This window comes from Mesorhizobium carmichaelinearum (genome assembly GCF_900199455.1).
Taxonomy (GTDB): Bacteria; Pseudomonadota; Alphaproteobacteria; order Rhizobiales; family Rhizobiaceae; genus Mesorhizobium; species Mesorhizobium carmichaelinearum.
The window spans coordinates 1-19,659 of sequence record NZ_FZQR01000006.1 but is presented as its reverse complement, the minus strand read 5'-3'; the positions used below and the strand labels follow the sequence as shown (position 1 = coordinate 19,659).

The following is a 19,659-nucleotide window of genomic DNA, read 5'->3' as shown; positions in this document are numbered from 1 at the left end:
AAAACTATTCGGCAGCAGCAAGGCGGGCCGAGCGCACGCCTTGCGCCAGGCCGCTGACCAGCGTGGCAACCGCCTCGGCCGGGTCGGCGGTCTTTTCGCCCGTCGGCCCCAGCACATTGGCGACCGCATTGACGATTGCCGTGCCGACGACGACGCCATCGGCATTGGCGCCGATGACACGCGCCTGCTCGGCGGTCTTGACGCCGAAGCCGACGCAGACCGGCAGGTCGGTGTGGCCCTTGATGCGGTTGACTGCGGCGGCCACCTTGCCGGTGTCGGCCAGCGCCGAACCGGTGATGCCGGTCATCGAGACGTAGTAGACGAAACCGGATGTGTTCTGCAGCACTTTGGGCAGGCGCTTGTCGTCGGTGGTCGGCGTCGCCAGGCGGATGAAGTTGATGCCGGCTTTGAGCGCCGGAATGCAGAGTTCCTCGTCCATTTCCGGCGGCAGGTCGACGACGATCAGCCCGTCGATGCCGCTGGCCAGCGCATCTTTCAGGAAGCGGTCGACGCCGTAGATGTAGATCGGGTTGTAGTAGCCCATCAGCACGATCGGCGTTTCATTGTCACCGGCGCGGAACTCGGACGCCATCTTCAGCGTCTTGACCAGCGTCTGGCCGCCTTTCAGCGCGCGCAGGCCAGCCGCCTGGATCGCCGGGCCATCGGCCATCGGGTCGGAAAACGGCATGCCGAGCTCGATGATGTCGGAGCCGGCCCCGGGCAGCGCCTTCATGATCGACAGCGAGGTGTCGTAGTCCGGATCGCCGCCCATGAAATAGGTGACGAGCGCCGGGCGGCCTTCGGTCTTCAGCTTCGCCATGCGGCGGTCGATGCGGGTTGTCATGTCTGGCCCTTTGGACAAATTTTGCTCATAATCAACTCCCAAGTCGAAACTGTCCAAAGGGCCTAGATCTCCATGCCCAGCATCGAGGCCACTGTGTGCACGTCCTTGTCGCCACGGCCGGACAAGTTGACGATGACGATCTGGTCCTTGTCCATGGCAGGCACGATCTTCACCGCGTGCGCGATGGCGTGCGCGGATTCCAGCGCCGGAATGATGCCTTCGACGCGCGTCGTCAGCTTGAAAGCCTCCAGCGCCTCGTCGTCGAGGATCGGCACATATTCGACGCGGCCGGAGTCGCGCAGCCAGGAATGTTCCGGACCGACGCCGGGATAATCGAGACCGGCCGAGATCGAATGGCCGTCCATGATCTGGCCGTCGGCATTCTGCAGCAGATAGGTGCGGTTGCCGTGCAGCACGCCGGGCGAGCCGGCATTCATCGAGGCGCAATGCTCGATGCCGTCAAGGCCACGCCCGCCCGCCTCGATGCCGATGATGCGCACGTCCTTGTCGTCGAGGAAGGGGTGGAACAGGCCGATGGCGTTCGAGCCGCCGCCGACGGCGGCGATGATGGTGTCGGGCAGTCGGCCTTCCTGTTCGAGGATCTGCGCGCGCGCCTCGGTGCCGATGACCGACTGGAAGTCGCGCACCAGCTCCGGATAGGGATGCGGGCCGGCGGCGGTGCCGATCAGATAATAGGTGTCCTCGACATTGGTGACCCAATCGCGAAGGGCTTCGTTCATGGCATCCTTCAGCGTGCCGTGGCCGGCGGTGACCGGCCGCACTTCGGCACCGAGCAGCTTCATGCGGAACACGTTGGGGCTTTGGCGGGCAACGTCGGTGGCACCCATATAGACAACGCAGGGATAGCCGAAGCGGGCGGCGACGGTGGCGGACGCCACGCCATGCTGGCCGGCACCGGTCTCGGCGATGATGCGCTTCTTGCCCATGCGCTTGGCCAGCAGGATTTGGCCGAGGCAGTTGTTGATCTTGTGCGAACCGGTGTGGTTCAGGTCCTCGCGCTTGAAATAGACTTTTGCGCCGCCCCCAAGGCCCTTCGCCGAGGAAACCTCACGAAGGTGCCTGGTCAGGCCTTCGGCGAAATAGAGCTTTGACGGGCGCCCGGCATAGTGGGTCGAAAGGTTGGTCAGCTCAGCCCTGAAATCCGGATCGTTCTTGACCTCGTTCCAGTGCCGCTCCAGGTCGAGGATCAGCGGCATCAGCGTTTCGGCGACGAAACGACCGCCGAAAATGCCGAACATGCCCTGTTCGTCGGGTCCGGTGCGGAAGGAATTGGGCGTCGCCGGCTGGTCCATCGCCGATCTCCTAAATCTTATGTTCTGAGCATGTCCTGTCGAAAAACCGGTTCCACTTTTCCGGGACATGCTCTGGTTGGAAGCAGGCTCAGGCGGCGCGGTCGTCGCGTGCTGCCCGGACGGCCCGGAAAAACTGTTCGATCAACGCCGGATCCTTGACGCCCGGCGCGCTTTCCACGCCCGACGAAATGTCTATTCCGGGCGGGTTCGCAAGCCGAAGGGCATCGCCGATATTGGCGGCGTTGAGCCCACCGGAAAGCATGTAATCGACGCCGGCGTCAAGGCCGGCAAGGATGCGCCAGTCGAAGGCGACGCCATTGCCACCCGGTAATACGGAGCCCTTTGGCGGTTTGGCGTCAAACAGGAAGCGATCAGCTACGCCGATGAACGGCTTGATCCGGTCGAGATCGGCGGCCTCGCTGAGCGGCAGCGCCTTCATCACTGGCAGGCGATAGCGAGCTTTGAGTTCGGCCACGCGCTCGGGCGTTTCCGAACCGTGCAGCTGCAGCATGTCGGGTTGCATGGCCGTGACGATCTCGTCCAGGAAAGCGTCGCTGGCGTCGACCGTGACAGCAACCGCCAAGGCCTTGCCGCGCGCGGCTTCGCGCAGGCGCCCGGCTTCCGCCGGCTCGACATAGCGCGGGCTCTTCGCGAAGAAAATAAAGCCGACATGGCTGGCACCGCCGGCGAGGGCCGCGGCCATTGCCTGGTCGGTCTTCAAGCCGCAGATTTTGATGTCGAGCGCCATGGCGCGGGAATTGGCACGAAATCGAGGCAGAGTCGAGAAAAAGCATGCTGTTTGCCGGCAAGGCCAAAGGCGCTACCTATTGATGGACGGGATTCGATTGACAGCATGCCGGGCGGGAGAACGATCATGGCCGACAGAACGGTTGCGGAACTGAAGCAGAAGGTCGCGCAAGCGCGCGAGGTCATCGCCCATCTGATGGACAAGGCCGCCTTCAACGGCGCCGAAGCACACCGGGCGCTGGATTATTTCGGCGGCGATGACTTCGACCGGAATTTCCTGCCCTGGCCGCATCATGGCGATGAGGGGCTGCGGCCGGAGGAGCTCAACGCGGCGAATGACGACTGACTACTCGAACACGATCGCCTGCAGCGCGCCGCCATTGCGCTTCAGCCAGTCCTTGCAGCGGTCGGTGTCGGGGCAGAGTCTTTCGCACAGTTTCCAGAATTTCGGGCCGTGGTTCATCTCCTTGAGATGCGCCACCTCATGCGCGACCAGGTAATTTATAATAGGCTGCGGCGCCATCATGATGCGCCAGGAGAAGGAGAGGTTGCCTTCCGAGGTGCAGGAGCCCCAGCGGCTGGACGTGTCCTTGTAGCGGATCGCCTTGGCACGCTTGCCGAGCGCCTCGGTGTGTTTGATCACCAGCTTCTCGATCTCCTTCTTGGCTTCGCGCTTGAGGAAATCGGCGATGCGGCGTGGCAGATGTATCCGGTCGCCGTGCACGATCAGCAGCAGCCCGCGCTCGTCACGCGATATGGTGACAGTGCCGCGCTTTGACGGTTCGTGGACAATGCGGTGCGGCACGCCGCGCACCGGGATCTTAATGCCCGGCCGCACTTGCGGGCGCGTCGGCACCTTGGCCAGGCGCTGTTCCAGCCAGTCCTGATGGCGGTCGAGGAACCTGTCCACCTCGCCGCGGCGGAGGCCGGGTGGCACGGTGATGCGCAGGCCCTGGCCGCCGGAATCGATGCGCAGCGTCAGGCGTCGTGCCCTGGCGCTCTCGACGATCTTGAGCGGCAGCGTGCGGCCTGCCACGCAATATTCGCGCTCCACGACAGGCGTGGCCTTGGGCTTCGTCAGAGTGCGGAAGAATCCGATGGTCATGGCGGGACGATACGCGATTCGAGAAAAACGACTAGAACAAAAAAGAAACGGCGCCGCTCGCGCGACGCCGTTTTTTCACGATCAGGCCTGTCGCGCGGCCTCAGTCGTCAAGCAGGTTCGAGCCTTTGCCACGCTTCGTGGGGGTCGTGCCGGTGCTCGGATCGGTCTTTGCCGGAGCGGTCGACTTGTTGCGCTTGGCCATGAAGCGGTCGAACTCGTCCTGATCCTTGGCGCGACGCAGTTCGCGGGCATAGTCGTCGAACTCGGTCAGCATGTCGTCGAGCTTGCGGCGTTCCTCGGCGAGGCGCTCAAGCTCTTTTTCGCGCCAGTCGTCGAAAGCGACGTTGCCGGTGCGGGCGGAGCCATTGCCCCAGCGCGCGGCCTTGTCGGAACCGCGGCGGCAGCCGGCGAAGATGCCGTCGGTCGCGCGGTTGACGTCACGCTTGAAGCCGTCGAGCCGGTCGCCCCAGATGATGTAGGCGAGCATGGCGAAGCCGAGCGGCCAGAACACCATGAAGCCGATCACCATCAACGCGATGGTTGCCGGCGTCCAGGCCGGGCGGATCAATGCAGATGTGTTCATTTTCTCCCATTCCTTCGGTTGGAGACAGCCAGAACCGGCTGCGTGGAATCGAAATGGGAAGGCAAAAACGGCGATTCAAGACAAGGTCCGCCAAAACCGGACAAGGGTCTGAAATGATTATCGCTTTTTGAGCCTGTCGAGGGAAGGCACGACCAGGCATGAAGAACAGTGGCAAAGCCACCGGCGGCGGCAATGGTTTTGATGCATCGGCCGGGAACCCATCTCTTTCAAAAATCCAGCGGCGCGTTGTCAACGACCTCCTTCATGACGAAGAACGTCCTCGTCTGGCGAACGCCGGGCAATGCGATCAACTGATCCCCGTGGATCCGGTTGAAATCCGCCATGTCACCGACCCTGATCTTCAGAAAATAGTCGAAGTCACCTGCCACCAGATGGCAATCAAGAATGAATTTCAGCTTCGCGACTGCCTTCTCGAATTCCGCGAAACTTTCCGGGGTCGAGCGGTCGAGGACGACGCCAACCATCACCAGCGCGCCTCTGTCGACCTTCCGCGGCGTCACGACTGCCCTGACATGGCTGATGTAGCCTTCATCGAACAAGCGTTGCGTGCGGCGGTGGCACGTCGCCGGGCTGACAACAACCGACTGCGCCAGCTCCGCATTGGTCAGCCGCCCATTATCCTGGAGCAGGCGCAACATTTTGAGGTCGATCCGGTCGAGCGGCACTCTCATGGAAGATTCTTCCATTGTTAAGGCGCCTTGTCGAAGAAATATAACATTTTGGCGTCAGAGGTTTAGATTTAGGGCATTTTCTGCTCGATCTTAGAGAGCACCTTTCAAGAGAAAAATGATAGTGTTTCCAGCATCAAAATCACAATCAGAGGAGGATTTCTCATGTTGGAGAAGTTCGAACGCTATCCGCTCACATTTGGACCGACCCATATCGAGAAACTGGACCGGCTCAGCGATCATCTCGGCGGGAAGGTCGATCTCTACGCCAAGCGGGAAGATTGCAATTCCGGCCTCGCCTTCGGCGGCAACAAGCTGCGCAAGCTCGAATACATTATCCCGGACGCGATCGCCTCAAACGCCGACACGCTGGTTTCGATCGGCGGTGTTCAATCCAACCATACGCGCATGGTGGCGGCCGTCGCGGCGAAAATCGGCATGAAATGCCGCCTGGTGCAGGAAAGCTGGGTGCCCCACGAGGACGCCGTTTATGATCGCGTCGGCAACATCCTTCTGAGCCGGATCATGGGCGCCGATGTCCAGATGGTTGATGAGGGCTTCGACATCGGAATCAGGGAAAGTTGGGAACAGGCGATCGCGGATGTGAAAGCCAAAGGCGGCAAACCTTATCCTATCCCGGCCGGGGCTTCGGTGCATAAATATGGCGGTCTGGGCTACGTCGGCTTCGCCGAAGAGGTGCGCGCGCAGGAGAAGGAACTCGGCCTTGCCTTCGACTACATCGTCGTCTGTACCGTCACCGGCTCTACCCATGCCGGCATGGTGGTCGGCTTCGCCAAGGACGGTCGCGAGCGCAAGGTGATCGGCATCGACGCATCCTGCACCCCGACGCAGACCAAGGCGCAAGTGCTGGATATCGTGCGGGCCACGGCGACGCTGGTCGAACTCGGCAAGGAGCTCAATGAAGACGATGTGATCCTCATCGAGGATTATGCGTACCCGGTCTACGGCGTGCCTTCGCAGGAGACGAAGGAAGCAATCCGCCTGTGTGCGCGCCTTGAAGGCATGATTACCGATCCTGTCTACGAGGGAAAATCCATGCAGGGCATGATCGACCTCGTGAGGAAGGGCTATTTCCCCGAAGGGTCGAAGGTGCTCTACGCCCACCTTGGCGGCGCTCCGGCCATCAACGGCTATGCTTACACGTTTCGTAATGGCTGAATGCCTGCAGAGCGTCGCAGGCGACTCGTTGAGCTTGGGGCGCTCGTTGACATCAACGCGACAGTCGCCCGCGGCGATTCAGGACAACGTCCGCAAAATCCGGACAAGCGGCTGAAATGATTGTCGCTTTTTGAGCCTGTCGAGGAAAAGCACGACCAGCCCGGCTATCAGCCCCCAGAATGCGGCGCCGACGCCGAACAGGGTCAACCCCGAAGCGGTGACGACAAAGGTGACGGTGGCGGCCATGCGGTCGGCCTCGTCCTTCAGCGCGATCGCCAGCGCGTTGGCGAGCGAGGCCATCAGCGCCAGGCCCGCCACGAGCACGATCAGGCTCTGCGGCAGGACGGCGAAGATCGCCACCAGCGAGGCGCCGAAAATCGCGAAGATGAGATAGGCGAGCGCATAGAACGGCCCGGTCTTCCAGCGCTCGGCGGGGTCGGGATGGACGTCCGGCCCGGTGCAGATCGCCGCCGAGATCGCCGCCAGGTTGGTGGTCGAGCCGCCAAACGGCGCCGACAGCAGGGAAAACAGGCCGGTGACGCCGATCAGCGGGCCGGGCTCCGGGTGGTAGCCGGCGGCGCGCAGCACGGCCAGCCCCGACAGGTTCTGCGAGGCCATGGTGACGAGATAGAGCGGCAGCGCCAGGCCAATCATCGCCTTGGCGGTGAAATCAGGCGCGATCAGCGTCAGCGTCGACAGTTCGGGTGTCGGCAGGCCACCGACACGGCCGGTGAGAAACGCGGCCAGACCGCCGCCGATCAGCACCGCCAGCACCGACAGTGCCGGGTGGAACAGGCGGATCAAGAAGAAGGCCGCGATCAGCGGCAGGATCAGCCAGGGGTCGGCGGGAACGGTCTTGACCGCGTTGAGGGCGAAGGTGACGACAATGCCGGCCAGCATGCCTGAGGCGACGGAGGGCGGGATCCTGGAGATCAATTGCGTCAACGGCCGGAACAGGCCGGTGGCGATCAACAGGATGGCGGTGACGATGAAGGCGGCGACAGCCTCGCCGATCGAAAAGCCGGTGGAGGCCGCCATCAGCGCCAGGCCTGGCGTCGACCACGCCGTGATGACAGGCATTTTCGTGCGCCAGGACAGCCACAGGCTTTCGATCGCCATGGCCAGGCAAATGGTCGTCACCCAACTCGCCGTCTGAATTTGCGTCGCGCCGACCGCGTGGGCGGCGGCAATGACGATGGCCAGCGTACCGCCGAAGCCGACGATGGCCGCGACGAAGGCCGAGATCGGGATGGAAAGGCGCATCGTCACTTGCCCCGCCCAGCCATGTCGCCGACTGCCCGCACCAGCATGTCGAGATCCTGCGGCCGCGACAGGCGGTGGTCGCCGTCGGGAATGAGCGACAGTGTGACATCGTCGGCCGGCAGCAGGCTGACCAGCTTCAGCGCGTGGCTCGACGGCACGTCCGGATCGGCCAAGCCCTGCAGGATGTGAACCGGGCAATGCGTGTCGATCGGACCGGTCATCACCCGGTTGGCGCGCCCATCCTCGATCAGCGCGCGTGTATAGATGTAGGGCTCGGCAGAATAATCGGAGGGCTCGGCGAAGAAACCCTTCTCGGCGAGGTCACGCTTTTGCGCCTCGGTCAGCACCGGTTCGACCAGCTCGGAGGTAAAATCCGGCGCCGGCGCCAGCAGCACCAGGCCGACGACGTTTGCGTCGCCCGCCTTGCGCAATTCCTGCACCATGCGCAGCGCGATCCAGGCGCCCATTGACGAGCCGACCAGGATCTGATCGCCCCTGGCAAACTTCCGGAACACGGCAAGGCTTTGCGAAAGCCATGTCGAAATCGTGCCGTCGGCAAACGCGCCGCCGGATTCGCCGTGGCCGGAATAGTCATGGCGCAGGAAGGCGCGACCCTCTTTTGCCGTCCAGTCCGACAGCGTCTCGGCCTTCGTGCCCAGCATGTCCGACTTGTAGCCGCCCAGCCAAACGATGCCGGGCGTCGAACCCGCGCTATGGCGCACAGCGATGCGCGATCCATCGACATTGAGAAAGGTTGGGGGGAGAAAGGTTGGGGGCGTGGCGGTCATGGCTTTTCCTCGGGCCCCTCTTCTGGCTCGGGTTCTTGTGGCACAGCCACAGGCGTGGCGAAAAGTGCTCGCGCTGCTTCTTTGTTTGGTGCAGGCGGTGATCAGGGTGATTTTCTGTCAATGCTGTGCTATTGACTCCGCCCGCGCGCTCACCACATTGGCGCGTCCACGCATCAAGACTGACAAATCCTGAACGAAACGGCCAAGGAGACCACGACCATTCGCAGACCTTTCAAAGCAGCGGCGCCGACCAAGGATGGGCCGCGCTCCAACCGTGACATCCGGGTTCCCCGGGTCCAGCTTATCGACGCCGAAGGCCAGAACCGCGGCGATGTTTCCATCAACGACGCATTGCTGCTCGCCGAAGAGGCCGGGCTCGATCTCGTCGAAATATCGCCCAATGCGGTGCCGCCCGTCGTAAAGATCCTCGATCTCGGCAAGTTGAAATACGCCAACCAGAAGAAGGCGGCCGAGGCGCGCAAGAATCAGAAGGTCATCGAGATCAAGGAGATCAAGATGCGCCCGAACATCGACAGCCATGACTACGAGACCAAGATGAAGGCGGTGCGCCGCTTCTTCGAGGAAGGCGACAAGGTCAAGCTGACGCTGCGCTTCCGTGGCCGCGAGATGGCGCATATGGAACTCGGCATGCAGCTTCTGAACAAGGTCCGTGAAGAAGTGGCGACCATCGCCAAGGTCGAAGCGGAGCCGAAGCTCGAAGGCCGCCAGATGATGATGGTGCTGGCGCCGCGCTAAGCGGACTCCGCTCGCCTCGCCGGACGTGTCTGCTCAGCTTCCCGATTGTCGCAGGTTCCCACGGCAGAACCGTGGGACACTTTTTCGGAAACTGATCACGTTAAGGTTAGGCGCCGCCGTCGCGCTCCAATTTCGCCTGAATTGTGCTACACGGCGTCCCGACGATCGGCGGGACGCCTGTTTCTCGGCCACAGCTGCGATCGCCGGCTTTGTTTTTATGCATGTCGTCCTCCCAAAACCGGGGCCACTTTTGGGCGACATGCAATAGGCTCCTCGACGATCGGATTCCCCTTGGACAACGAACTCAAATACGGGCTGGGTAATTACCAGCAGATGCGTCGGCTGGTGCTTGCCGTGCTCGTGGTGGTGCTGTTTCTGGCGCTGCTGTTCGGCCAATCGACCTTCCCACCCGAAACGCCGGTGCATGAGACGATCGAGATGTTCGGCGTGCTGCTGATCTTCCTCGGCATCGTCGGACGCCTCTGGGCGACGCTCTATATCGGTGGCCGCAAATCGTCCGAAGTGGTGACCGGCGGGCCCTATTCGATCACCCGTAACCCGCTCTATGTGTTCTCGACCGTGGCCGCGGCCGGCGTCGGCGCGCAAATCGGTTCGTTCTCGGGCATCATCCTGTTCGCGCTGCTGTGCGCGGGGGCCTTCCACATAGTCATCCTGCGCGAGGAGAAATTCCTCAAGGAAGCGCTCGGCGCGCCCTATCAGGCCTATTTGGACAAGGTGCCGCGCTTCTTCCCGAATCTTTCCCTCTACCAGGAGGGCGACACAGGCAGCTTCAAGCCGCGCCTGCTGTTGACCACGCTGCTCGACGGGCTGGTGTTCCTGGTTGCGCTGCCGGCCTTCGAACTGATCGACGGCGCCCAGCAGTCGGGCATGCTGCCGGTGTGGTTCACGCTGCCCTGAGCGCGGACAGAGCGTCGCACGGTCTCAGGTGTTGCGTGCAAGGCATCTTTGACGTATAGGACCGCCGTTCAAGAAAACCGCCCGGCAGGGCATGCCGTGGCGGTTTCATTTGCTTTTCGGGCTTTGGTCGGCCCGGAGCGAACAAGAAGCGCGATAGTGCGCCAACAATACGGAGTAGCAAAATGCCCAAGATGAAGACCAAGTCGGCCGCCAAAAAGCGGTTCAAGATCACAGGTACGGGTAAAGTCCTGTCGGCTGCGGCCGGCAAGCGTCACGGCATGATCAAGCGTTCCAACAAGTTCATTCGAAATGCCCGCGGCACGATGGTTCTGGCTGAACCGGATGGCAAGAAGGTCATCAAGAATTTTCTGCCGAACGGCCTCTAAGGCATTCGGTCTGGACACGCATTAGTTTTACGCAATTCCGAACGGAAAACCGCAAGACACTTTTCCTGGAATTGCTTTTAAGGAGATCATGACATGGCACGCGTAAAGAGAGGCGTCACCTCGCACGCCAAGCACAAGAAGGTCCTGAAAGCCGCCAAGGGCTTCTACGGCCGTCGCAAGAACACCATCCGCATCGCCAAGCAGGCGGTGGAAAAGTCACTGCAGTACGCTTATCGCGACCGCAAGAACCGCAAGCGCTCGTTCCGCGCGCTGTGGATCCAGCGCATCAACGCCGCGACCCACGAGCATGGCCTGACCTATGGCCGCTTCATCGACGGCCTCAACAAGGCCGGCATCGAGATCGATCGCAAGATCCTGTCCGATATGGCCATCCATGAGCCGCAGGCTTTCGCCGCCCTTGTCGCCAAGGCAAAGGTCGCGCTCGAATATCTGAAGAACACCACGCCGAACGCTTTTGAAAGCGCTGTCGCCTAAGACCAGCGCTTCCCAAGCATTCGCAATTCTGATTATGGGGAACCCGCGCTGGCACGGCTGGCGCGGGTTTTTCTTATGCCTGACATCAACTTGAACGTGACTTTCACGTTAGCGCAGATTTCCAACGTAGCGAGTTTGACCGTGAACGACGCAACCACTGGCCTGGATACGCTTGAAAGCTCCCTTCTGGCCGACATCGCATCGGCCGCCGACGAGCCGGCCATCGAGGCCGTGCGCATCGCCGCTTTCGGCAAGAAGGGCACCGTGTCCGAGATGCTGAAGACGCTTGGCGCCATGACCGCCGAGGAGCGCCAGCTCAAGGGCCCTGTCATCAACGGCCTCAAGAACCGCGTCACCGAGGCGCTGACGGCCCGCAAGGCCGAATTGAAGGATGTGGCGATCGCCGCGCGGCTGGCTGCCGAAAAGGTCGACGTGACCTTGCCGGTGCGGCAGTCGCCGGCCGAGCGTGGCCGCATCCATCCGATCAGCCAGGTCATCGACGAGATCGCCGCGATCTTCGGCGATCTCGGCTTCGCCATCGCTGAAGGTCCCGATATCGAGACCGACTACTACAATTTCACGGCGCTGAATTTCCCGGAAGGCCATCCGGCGCGCGAGATGCACGACACCTTCTTCTTCCAGCCGGACGAGAAGGGCGAGCGCAAGCTGTTGCGCACCCACACCTCGCCCGTGCAGATCCGCACCATGGAGAAGCAGAAGCCGCCGATCCGCATCGTCATTCCCGGCAAGACCTACCGCCAGGATTCCGACGCCACCCACTCGCCGATGTTCCATCAGGTCGAGGGTCTGGTGATCGACAAGACGGCCAACGTCGCCAACATGAAGTGGGTGCTGGAAGAGTTCTGCAAGGCGTTCTTCGAGGTGCCCTCGGTCAAGATGCGCTTCCGGCCGTCCTTCTTCCCGTTCACCGAGCCAAGCCTTGAGGTCGATATCCAGTGCGACCGCTCGCGGCCCGGTGAAGTGCGCTTTGGCGAAGGCTCCGACTGGATGGAGATCCTCGGCTGCGGCATGGTGCATCCAAACGTGTTGCGTGCCGGCGGGCTCGATCCCGACGAGTATCAAGGCTTTGCCTGGGGCATGGGCATCGACCGCATCGCCATGCTGAAATATGGCATGCCGGATTTGCGCGCCTTCTTCGACGCGGATGTGCGCTGGCTGTCGCATTACGGTTTCCGGCCGCTGGACATGCCTACGCTGTTCGGCGGGTTGAGCGCATGACAGCGCCCCACATCGGCGGCTGCCGCTGCGGCGCCGTGCGGTTCGAGGCTTCGGCTGAACCGCATCACGTCAGCTATTGCCATTGCAGCGATTGCCGACGGGCGAGCGGCGCGCCGGTATCGGCCTTTGTCGGCTTCCTGGCCGGTCAGGTCGCGTTCACCGGCAAGGCGCTGAAGATGTATGAGAACGGCCCGGTGACGCGCTCCTTCTGCGGCGTCTGCGGCTCGCCCATCGCCTATGTCGACGAGCGGCTTGAGGACAACATCTACTTCATGCTCGGCGCCATGGACGCGCCGGCCGATTTCAAACCGACGCTGCATGCCTATGTCAGCGAGCAGCTTCCCTTCCTGCATATGTCCGACGACTTGCCGAGACACCTGAAATCAAGCGTCAAAAGACCAGACGGAACAGCCCAATGAAATTCACCCTCTCCTGGCTCAAGGATCATCTCGAGACCGACGCCTCGCTCAACGAGATCGTCGAGCGGCTGACGTCGATCGGCCTCGAAGTCGAGCATGTCGACGACAAGTCGAGCCTGAAACCGTTCGTCATCGCCAAGGTGCTGACGGCTGTGCAGCATCCGGATGCCGACCGGCTGCGCGTGCTGACCGTCGATACAGGCGACGGCAAGCCACCAGTTCAGGTGGTCTGTGGCGCTCCCAATGCCCGCGCCGGGCTGATCGGCGCCTTTGCCGCGCCCGGCACCTATGTGCCCGGCATCGACGTGACGCTGACGGTCGGCAAGATCAGGGGCGTCGAGAGCCATGGCATGATGTGTTCCGAGCGCGAGCTGGAACTGTCCGATGAGCACAATGGCATCATCGACCTGCCGGCCGACGCGCCGGTCGGCACCAGCTTTGCGTCCTATGCGCATCTCGACGATCCGGTCATCGAGATCAATCTGACGCCGAACCGGCCCGATGCCACCAGCGTTTACGGCATTGCCAGGGATCTCGCGGCGAGCGGGCTCGGACGGCTTGTGGGTGGTGCGATCATGCCGCATGTCGGCGAGGGGCTGTGCCCCGTGAAGGTCACGATCGAGGCGCCGGAACTCTGCCCCGGCTTCGCGCTGACGATGGTGAGGGGCGTCAAGAACGGCCCGTCGCCGAAATGGTTCCAGCAGCGCCTGATCGCCATTGGTTTGCGCCCGATCAGCGCCCTGGTCGACATCACCAACTATGTCACTTTCGACCGCGGCCGGCCGCTGCATGTGTTCGACGCCGCGAAGGTGGCCGGCAACCTCGTGGTGCGCCCCGCCAGGGACGGAGAAAAAGTGCTGGCGCTGGACGGCCGCGAATACACGCTGACGCCGGAGATGTGCGTGATTGCTGACGACAATGGCGTCGAATCGATCGCCGGCATCATGGGCGGCGAACATTCGGGCTGCGATGAGAGTACCACCGACGTGCTGATCGAATCGGCGCTCTGGGACCCGATCGCAACCGCCCGCACCGGCCGTGCGCTCGGCATCATCACCGACGCCCGCTACCGCTTCGAGCGCGGCGTCGACCCCGAATTCATGGTGCCGGGCGTCGAACTCGCGGCCAAATTGGTGCTCGATTTCTGCGGCGGAACGCCGACGGAAATGGAAGTGACCGGCTATGCCGGGCACAAGCCGAAGATCGTGTCCTTCCCGCTGTCGGAAGTGAAGCGGCTGACGGGCATCGAGGTGCCGAAGGCGGAAAGCCTCGACATCCTCACCCGCCTCGGTTTCGAGCCACAGGGCTCGGGCGACATCGTCAAGGTGAAGGTGCCGTCCTGGCGGCCGGATGTCGACGGCAAGGCCGATCTGGTCGAAGAGGTGATGCGCATCCATGGCGTCGACAACATCGCGCCGCAGCCGCTCGGCGCTCATGACGCGGTCAATTCGAAGATCCTGACCACGCTGCAGATCCGCACCCGCACTGCCAAGCGCGCGCTTGCCGTGCGCGGCATGATGGAGGCCGTCACCTGGTCTTTCATCCCGGCCAAGCATGCGGAGTTGTTCGGCGGCGGCCAGACGGCGCTGAAGCTTGCCAACCCGATCGCCGCCGACATGTCCGACATGCGGCCGTCGCTGCTGCCGGGGCTGATCGCCGCCGCGCAGCGCAATGCCGACAAGGGCATTGGCGACGTGGCGCTGTTCGAGGTCTCGGGCACCTATGAAGGCGACGGCGCCGACCAGCAGCGGCGCGTGGCCGCCGGCGTGCGCCGTGGCACCGCCAAACTCGACGGCTCCGGCCGCAGCTGGGCCGGCAATTCCGGTCCGGTCGGCGTGTTCGATGCCAAGGCCGATGCGATCGCGGCGCTCGAAGCCTGCGGCGCGCCGGTCGAGCGGCTGCAGATCGAGGCCGGCGGCCCGGCCTGGTACCATCCCGGCCGTTCCGGCACGATCAAGCTTGGGCCTAAAACCGTGCTCGGCACGTTCGGCGAGTTCCATCCGAAGACGATGGAAGGGCTCGATGTTTCCGGTCCGCTGTGCGGCTTCGAAGTGTTCGTCGATGCGGTGCCGGAGCCGAAGGCCAAGCCGACGAAGACCAAGCCGAAGCTGGAGCTTTCCGCCTTCCAGGCGGTGAAGCGCGACTTCGCCTTCGTCGTCGACAAAGCGATCGAGGCCGGAACGCTGGTGCGCGCGGCATTGGCCGCCGACAAGAAGCTGATTACAGCCGTCTCGGTCTTCGACATCTTCGAAGGCGCGTCGCTCGGCGCTGACAAAAAATCGATCGCCATCGAGGTGTCGATCCAGCCGGTCGAGAAGACGCTGACCGACGAGGATTTCGAGGCGCTGGCCAAGCGTATTGTCGAGAATGTCGGCAAGCAGACAGGTGGCGTGCTCAGGACTTGAGGGATTGCGGACAGGTGGCGAATCGCCCTCCAAAGGGTGATGGACCATCTGCGCTATTCCGGGCTGCCGTTCGAAGCACAACGCGAGGTGTTTCTCGACATCGTGTCGGCGGACCCACTGGTCCGCGACGCGGTGGTGCGTGCCCGCACGCTGGCGCTGCCGGACTGGCTGGTCGTTTCCGGCGCGCTTTACAACAGCGTCTGGAACCATCTGACCGGCAAGCCGTCAGGTTACGGCATCAAGGATGTCGACCTGTTCTATTTCGATGACAGCGACCTATCCTATGAGGCCGAGGACGCCGTCATTCGCCGAGCGGCGCGGCATTTCGAGGGGTTGGCGCTGCCGGTCGAGGTGCGCAACCAGGCGCGGGTGCATCTCTGGTATCCGCAGAAATTCGGGCAGCCCTGCCCGCGCTATACGAGTGCGAGCGAATCCATCGGCTATTTTGCCTCAAAGACGCATGCGGTCGGGGTTCGATACGATGCTGACGGGCAGCTGGAGCTGGTGGCGCCGTTCGGGCTTGACGATGTCTTTTCGTTTCGCATCACGCCGAACCGGGTGACGGACAACCAGCGCACGCATGAGGCGAAGGGGAAGCGGGCGAAGGAGAACTGGCCGGAGATTGCTGTGGTGCCTTGGTAGGTGCGCAGACATAGAATGTCGGCGCGAGGCGCCCCCCTCTGCCCTGCCGGGCATCTCCCCCACGTGGGGGGAGATCAGCAGCTTCGGCGCCCCCATTTCTCCAACGTCGGCGATTGGCGAAAGCCGAGGCGGCATCCAATCTCCCCCCTCGTGGGGGAGATGTCCGGCAGGGCAGAGGGGGGCGCCTCCCACCGACGTCTCAAACCTTCTACCCGTGCGTATGCAGAGAGGGGGCGCCGAAGCGCCCCTTTCTGTATCCTGAATGCTGCTCACCCATTCACCAGCGCCAACAACTCCTCCGTATAGCGTTTGCCCATCACCTTATCCGGCGAAAGCGCGTCACCAATCGCCGCCACTTCGGCCGCACTCAGCTCGATCCCGGCCGCCGCCGTGTTCTGCTCGAGGTGGCGTATCTTTCGCGCACCGGGGATCGGCACGATGAAATCACCCTGGTGCAGCACCCAGGCCAGCGCCAGCTGCGCTGAGGTCACGCCCTTTTCCGCCGCCATCCTTTCCAGCGTCGCGACAACCTTGGCATTGGCTTCCATGGCCTCGGCCTGGAAGCGCGGCAAGGTGCGGCGCCAGTCGCCGTCGTCAAGCGTTTCGGGCCTGGCAATCGCCCCCGTCAAAAGGCCTCGGCCGAGCGGGCTGTAAGGCACGAAGCCGATGCCGAGTTCGCGGCAGACGGCGAGCACGTCGTCTTCCGGGTCGCGGCTCCACAGCGAGTATTCGCTCTGCACGGCCGCGATGGGGTGCACGGCATGCGCCCGGCGGATGGTCGCGGCACTTGCCTCCGACAGGCCGAGCGCGCGGACCTTGCCCTCGCGCACCAGCTCGGCCATGGCGCCGACCGTGTCCTCGATCGGCACGTTGGGGTCGACACGGTGCTGGTAGTAGAGGTCGATGACATCGGTGCCCAGCCGCTTCAGCGAGGCTTCGGCCACCGCCTTGACGTGCTCGGGGCGGCTGTCGACGCCGGCCATGCGGTCGAGGCCGGTGCCTTCCTCCAAAATCTTGAAGCCGAATTTGGTGGCGATCGTCACTTTGTTCCGCACCGACTTCAGCGCCTTGCCGAGCAGGATCTCGTTCTCGTAAGGGCCATAGACTTCCGCTGTGTCGAAGAAGTTGACGCCGATCTCAACGGCGCGGTGCAACGTGGAGATCGCCTCTGCCTCCGGCTGGCCGCCATAGGCGAAACTCATGCCCATGCAGCCGAGGCCGACGGGATAGACGTTCAGTTCAGTTCCTAGCTTGCGGGTTTGCATCACGCGTCTCCTTGTTGTGATGCCGCTGATGTAGTGCCTTGCACTATGCTCGATAATCGGCTCATCTGTGCACGGGTCGTTCTAAGAAATAGATCAATGAACCGAGCGCATCTCTCCCAACTGGCCGTGCTGGCGAGCGTTGCCCAATGTGGCAGCTTTCGCGGCGCGGCCAGGGAATTGGCCATCGCGCCATCGGCGGTCAGCCACGCGGTGTCCAGCCTGGAAGCGCGGCTTGGCGTGCGGCTCTTGGCGCGCAGCACCCGCAGCGTGGCGCCGACCGAAGAGGGGGCGCAACTGCTCGAACGGCTATGGCCGGCGCTATCGGAGATCGATCTGGCGCTGGAGACGGCGGTCGAAGCGCGCGACCGGCCGGCCGGGAATCTGCGGCTCAGCGTGCCGCGCACGGCAGCGCATCTGGTGCTGACGCCGCGGCTTGGCGCCTTTGCATCGGCCTATCCCGACATCGTGCTGGAGATCCTCATCGAGGACCGCTTCACCGATGTGGTGGCAGGCGGCTTCGATGCAGGCGTGCGGCTCGGCGAGAGCCTGCAGCGCGACATGATCGCGGTGCGCATCGGGCCGGACATGCGCGGCGCGGTGGTCGGCGCGCCATCCTATTTCGCGGCCATGCCGAGACCGCATCATCCGCGCGACCTTGCCGATCATCGCTGCATCCGCTTCCGCTTCTCCAGCGGCATCCTCTACCGTTGGGAATTCGAAAAGGACGGCGAGGAAATCGAAATCGCCGCGCAAGGACCGCTGATCCTCGACGAGGACCATCTGATCGCGCAGACGGCGGTCGACGGCGCCGGTCTTGCCTTCGTCTTCGAGCCTTATGTGCGCGCGCCGCTGGCCGATGGCAGGCTGATCCGCGTGCTGGAGGACTGGTGCCCGCCCTTTGACGGGTTCTTCGTCTACTATCCCAGCCGCCGGCAGATGCGCCCGGCGCTCAGGGCGTTTGTGGATTTCTTCAAGGTGAGTGGGTAGAGAGCGCCCCTCACCCTCCCCCTTGTGGGGAGGGTCGGCTCGCAGTCGCAGCGAAGCGGAGATTGCGAGACGGGGTGGGAGCAGCGCCCTACGAGGCCCCCCACCCCGATCCGCTTCGCGGATCGACCCTCCCCACAAGGGGGAGGGTGAAGAGCGCTGGAAGAAAGCTGTCCCGGCATTCGTTCGCCTTCCATGCAAACCTCAATCACCAACACGCCAACCCGCTACGGCTGGGCAACCATCCTCCTGCACTGGCTGATCGGCGTCCTCTTCATCGGCCAGTTCGCCCTTGGCTTCATCATGGTGAGGATCCAGAGCCAGCGCACCGCCTTCGAGCTGATCCAGCTGCACAAATCCCTGGGCTTTCTGCTGCTTGGCCTCATCATCCTGCGCATTGCCTGGCGGCTCGGCAATGCGGCGCCGCCTCTGCCGCCTTCGGTCGGCACCCTGGAGCGGCGTACGGCGCCGCTCGCGCATCTGGCGCTCTATGCCTTCCAGGTCGCCTTGCCCCTGTCGGGCTGGGCGCTGGTCTCGGTTTCGACGCTGGAAATCCCGAGCATGCCATTCAACCTGTTCGTGATGCCCAACCTGCCGCTCGCCGAATCCGATGCCGCCGAAAGCTTCTGGGCAGCAGCGCACTGGTATCTCGCCTATGCCGGCATCGCGCTCGTCGCGCTGCATGTCGGTGCCGCCCTGCGCCACCACTTCCTGCTGCGCGACAGCGTGCTCAGGCGTATGATCACACCTTCGTCAGGTGGGGAATAGAGCGGGCGGCCCGCGCGTTTGTGAGGAGAGGACGCGAACAAGCGTTGCCTCCAGGAAAGGAACAATCCCATGCATGCGCGCATCCTTGGATTCGCGGCTTTTGCCGCATGCCTTGCCGTGCCCGCAGCCGCGGCGGTGGCGTTGAGCGACGCCGCCGGCAGCTACACGGTCAGCCCGACAGGCTCCAGCATCCGTTTCACCATCGGCAAGGCCGGCGGTGGCGGCTTCGACGGCGCCTTTGCCCGCTTCAAGGGCACGATCCGCATCGACAATGGTGATGTCGGGCGCTCGAAGGTCGATCTCACCATCTATCCCGAAAGCGTCGGCACCGGCCAGAGCCGCATCGACGCCTTCCTGCGCTCCGACGCGGTGTTCGATGCGGCCAACAGCCCGGAGATCCAGTTCCGCTCGACCAGCGTGACCCGCACCGGCGACACATCAGCTCTCGTCACCGGCAGGCTGACGGCGCGCGGCAAGACGTTTGCGGAAAAATTCACCGCCGAGCTCGACGGGCTGAAGGGCGGCACGATCAAATTCCATGTCACCGGCAAGGTGCTGCGGTCACGCTACGGCATGGATGTCGGCACGCCGCTCTATTCCAACATCGTCGACTTCGACATGACGCTGACGGGCAAGCGGGGCTGAGCGGTTGCAGGACCTGGGTTCCTCGCCCCCGCAAAGCGGGGGAGAGGTGGCCCGGCTGTCCGAACCGGATAGATAGGTAACAGAATGGACCGATAGCATGGGTGACAGTTTTCTTGTCCGCCGGAGGACCGGCGATGGTTTGGCGAGAGACTGGCATCATGGACGAGCGGCTACGGTTTGTTGTGGACTGCCTTGCGGGTGAGGAGACGATGAGTGCGCTTTGTGC

At 63.2% G+C, this 19,659-nt stretch carries 22 protein-coding genes; 13 read left to right on the top strand and 9 right to left on the bottom strand.

Annotated features, from left to right (window positions below; all coding sequences use genetic code 11):
• Window positions 1–4 precede the first annotated feature (4 nt).
• The 3 genes from trpA to CKW40_RS15260 all read right to left on the bottom strand — a co-directional run bounded on the left by trpA (window position 5) and on the right by CKW40_RS15260 (window position 2,905).
• Window positions 5–844: a tryptophan synthase subunit alpha gene (gene trpA, locus CKW40_RS15270; protein ID WP_095200741.1), complete on the bottom strand. Its 840-nt coding sequence runs from the start codon at window positions 842–844 to the stop codon at window positions 5–7.
• Between the two features lie 62 nt (window positions 845–906).
• Window positions 907–2,157, bottom strand: a complete 1,251-nt coding sequence (gene trpB, locus CKW40_RS15265) for a tryptophan synthase subunit beta (RefSeq protein WP_095200740.1) — start codon at window positions 2,155–2,157, stop codon at window positions 907–909.
• Window positions 2,158–2,245: 88 nt separating this feature from the next.
• Window positions 2,246–2,905 (bottom strand): phosphoribosylanthranilate isomerase, encoded by a 660-nt coding sequence (locus tag CKW40_RS15260; protein ID WP_095200739.1) that lies wholly within the window; start codon window positions 2,903–2,905, stop codon window positions 2,246–2,248.
• Between the two features lie 126 nt (window positions 2,906–3,031).
• Between CKW40_RS15260 and CKW40_RS15255 the strand changes: the two genes are divergently transcribed.
• The gene (locus CKW40_RS15255) at window positions 3,032–3,250 is read left to right on the top strand and encodes a hypothetical protein (RefSeq protein WP_095200738.1); all 219 of its coding nucleotides are present in this window, start codon (window positions 3,032–3,034) and stop codon (window positions 3,248–3,250) included.
• Here CKW40_RS15255 and CKW40_RS15250 read toward each other — a convergent pair whose 3' ends face one another.
• From CKW40_RS15250 to CKW40_RS15240, 3 genes are all read right to left on the bottom strand, one after another.
• Window positions 3,251–4,009: a M48 family metallopeptidase gene (locus CKW40_RS15250; protein WP_095200737.1), complete on the bottom strand. Its 759-nt coding sequence runs from the start codon at window positions 4,007–4,009 to the stop codon at window positions 3,251–3,253.
• A 100-nt stretch (window positions 4,010–4,109) separates the two neighbouring features.
• Complete coding sequence (locus tag CKW40_RS15245) at window positions 4,110–4,592, bottom strand: DUF2852 domain-containing protein (RefSeq protein ID WP_027047647.1); 483 nt, start codon at window positions 4,590–4,592, stop codon at window positions 4,110–4,112.
• A gap of 227 nt (window positions 4,593–4,819) precedes the next feature.
• Window positions 4,820–5,284: an Lrp/AsnC family transcriptional regulator gene (locus tag CKW40_RS15240; RefSeq protein WP_095201012.1), complete on the bottom strand. Its 465-nt coding sequence runs from the start codon at window positions 5,282–5,284 to the stop codon at window positions 4,820–4,822.
• A gap of 162 nt (window positions 5,285–5,446) precedes the next feature.
• On the opposite strand from CKW40_RS15240, the gene CKW40_RS15235 reads away from it, so the two are divergent.
• Complete coding sequence (locus CKW40_RS15235) at window positions 5,447–6,460, top strand: 1-aminocyclopropane-1-carboxylate deaminase (protein ID WP_095200736.1); 1,014 nt, start codon at window positions 5,447–5,449, stop codon at window positions 6,458–6,460.
• A 78-nt stretch (window positions 6,461–6,538) separates the two neighbouring features.
• On the opposite strand, the gene CKW40_RS15230 is transcribed toward CKW40_RS15235, so the two are convergent.
• Both CKW40_RS15230 and CKW40_RS15225 read right to left on the bottom strand, forming a co-directional pair.
• Window positions 6,539–7,723 (bottom strand): benzoate/H(+) symporter BenE family transporter, encoded by a 1,185-nt coding sequence (locus tag CKW40_RS15230; protein WP_095200735.1) that lies wholly within the window; start codon window positions 7,721–7,723, stop codon window positions 6,539–6,541.
• Between the two features lie 2 nt (window positions 7,724–7,725).
• Complete coding sequence (locus tag CKW40_RS15225; RefSeq protein ID WP_095200734.1) at window positions 7,726–8,511, bottom strand: alpha/beta hydrolase; 786 nt, start codon at window positions 8,509–8,511, stop codon at window positions 7,726–7,728.
• 219 nt (window positions 8,512–8,730) lie between these two features.
• On the opposite strand from CKW40_RS15225, the gene infC reads away from it, so the two are divergent.
• The 8 genes from infC to CKW40_RS15185 all read left to right on the top strand — a co-directional run bounded on the left by infC (window position 8,731) and on the right by CKW40_RS15185 (window position 15,771).
• Window positions 8,731–9,267 carry a translation initiation factor IF-3 gene (infC, locus tag CKW40_RS15220; RefSeq protein ID WP_010912915.1) on the top strand — a complete coding sequence of 179 codons (537 nt, stop codon included), beginning with the start codon at window positions 8,731–8,733 and terminating at the stop codon, window positions 9,265–9,267.
• Between the two features lie 291 nt (window positions 9,268–9,558).
• Window positions 9,559–10,185: a methyltransferase family protein gene (locus CKW40_RS15215; protein ID WP_095200733.1), complete on the top strand. Its 627-nt coding sequence runs from the start codon at window positions 9,559–9,561 to the stop codon at window positions 10,183–10,185.
• Window positions 10,186–10,367: 182 nt separating this feature from the next.
• Complete coding sequence (rpmI, locus tag CKW40_RS15210; RefSeq protein ID WP_006201248.1) at window positions 10,368–10,571, top strand: 50S ribosomal protein L35; 204 nt, start codon at window positions 10,368–10,370, stop codon at window positions 10,569–10,571.
• Window positions 10,572–10,664: 93 nt separating this feature from the next.
• A complete protein-coding gene (gene rplT / locus CKW40_RS15205) occupies window positions 10,665–11,066 on the top strand; it encodes a 50S ribosomal protein L20 (protein ID WP_006201247.1) in 402 nt (133 codons plus the stop codon).
• A gap of 141 nt (window positions 11,067–11,207) precedes the next feature.
• A complete protein-coding gene (gene pheS, locus CKW40_RS15200; RefSeq protein WP_095201011.1) occupies window positions 11,208–12,305 on the top strand; it encodes a phenylalanine--tRNA ligase subunit alpha in 1,098 nt (365 codons plus the stop codon).
• Window positions 12,302–12,724 carry a GFA family protein gene (locus CKW40_RS15195; RefSeq protein ID WP_095200732.1) on the top strand — a complete coding sequence of 141 codons (423 nt, stop codon included), beginning with the start codon at window positions 12,302–12,304 and terminating at the stop codon, window positions 12,722–12,724. Before pheS ends, CKW40_RS15195 begins: the two co-directional genes overlap by 4 nt.
• Window positions 12,721–15,129: a phenylalanine--tRNA ligase subunit beta gene (pheT, locus tag CKW40_RS15190; RefSeq protein WP_095200731.1), complete on the top strand. Its 2,409-nt coding sequence runs from the start codon at window positions 12,721–12,723 to the stop codon at window positions 15,127–15,129. The genes CKW40_RS15195 and pheT overlap by 4 nt, the downstream gene beginning before the upstream one ends.
• A gap of 39 nt (window positions 15,130–15,168) precedes the next feature.
• Window positions 15,169–15,771 carry a nucleotidyltransferase family protein gene (locus CKW40_RS15185; protein ID WP_095200730.1) on the top strand — a complete coding sequence of 201 codons (603 nt, stop codon included), beginning with the start codon at window positions 15,169–15,171 and terminating at the stop codon, window positions 15,769–15,771.
• A gap of 269 nt (window positions 15,772–16,040) precedes the next feature.
• Here the strand turns inward: CKW40_RS15185 and CKW40_RS15175 are convergent, their stop codons facing one another.
• Window positions 16,041–17,036, bottom strand: coding sequence for an aldo/keto reductase (locus CKW40_RS15175; RefSeq protein WP_095200729.1), 996 nt, complete (start codon window positions 17,034–17,036; stop codon window positions 16,041–16,043).
• A gap of 96 nt (window positions 17,037–17,132) precedes the next feature.
• Here CKW40_RS15175 and CKW40_RS15170 point away from each other — a divergent pair, with 96 nt between their 5' ends.
• The 3 genes from CKW40_RS15170 to CKW40_RS15160 all read left to right on the top strand — a co-directional run bounded on the left by CKW40_RS15170 (window position 17,133) and on the right by CKW40_RS15160 (window position 19,433).
• Window positions 17,133–18,023 carry a LysR family transcriptional regulator gene (locus CKW40_RS15170; RefSeq protein WP_095200728.1) on the top strand — a complete coding sequence of 297 codons (891 nt, stop codon included), beginning with the start codon at window positions 17,133–17,135 and terminating at the stop codon, window positions 18,021–18,023.
• A 192-nt stretch (window positions 18,024–18,215) separates the two neighbouring features.
• Window positions 18,216–18,788 (top strand): cytochrome b, encoded by a 573-nt coding sequence (locus tag CKW40_RS15165; protein ID WP_095200727.1) that lies wholly within the window; start codon window positions 18,216–18,218, stop codon window positions 18,786–18,788.
• 69 nt (window positions 18,789–18,857) lie between these two features.
• Window positions 18,858–19,433 carry a YceI family protein gene (locus CKW40_RS15160; RefSeq protein WP_095200726.1) on the top strand — a complete coding sequence of 192 codons (576 nt, stop codon included), beginning with the start codon at window positions 18,858–18,860 and terminating at the stop codon, window positions 19,431–19,433.
• The last annotated feature ends 226 nt before the right edge of the window (window positions 19,434–19,659 follow it).